The organism is Pseudogemmobacter sp. TB195, assembly GCF_058313095.1.
Genome location: NZ_JBZEGG010000202.1, coordinates 1 through 538 on the forward strand (window position 1 = coordinate 1; position 538 = coordinate 538).

1 protein-coding gene is annotated in these 538 nt (G+C 58.0%); it reads left to right on the forward strand.

Translation table 11 applies throughout. The features are described 5' to 3' along the window. A partial coding sequence (locus tag AC4FS3_RS29365; protein ID WP_491023472.1) for a DUF927 domain-containing protein occupies window positions 1-538 on the forward strand: 538 nt, incomplete at both ends.

Below are 538 nucleotides of genomic sequence, written 5' to 3' on the forward strand. Positions count from 1 at the left end.
TGCATGTGTTGGCGACAACGCGTAAATATGTTGGCGGGGAAGAAGATCAAACCGGTTTTCAGATCCGGTTCCCCAGCGTGCACGGCGGCGAGCGGACTCGCATTTTTGAGCGATACGACCCCAATACTGGTGCCGATAACCTTTTGGTCCGTTTGGGGCGTGCGGGGTTTAGCACGCCGACGCCGTCCGCGAGAGTCGACTTACTGAAACTCTACCTGACTGGCGTCACGCCACCCGGGAAGATTTTGTGCGTTGATAAAAACGGCTGGCACAACAGGCATACGTTCGTTTTCCCCGGTGAAACCGTCACGGCAGTATCGACTAGCAACGGTGAACTCGTGGTGCGCCATCCAGGCATGCGTGTCCAGGACCTGAACCATAACAGCCCCGACGGGTTCAAAGAGTTCGCTGGTGACGTCAAGGGGACGCTCGAATCCTTCAGGGCCGGGCCCGCCGCTCTGGCGTTGGGCAATTCGCGCCTGATGATGGTGATGTGTGTTTCGTTCATGGGGCCGCTGCTTCGTTTGACGCGTGGTAC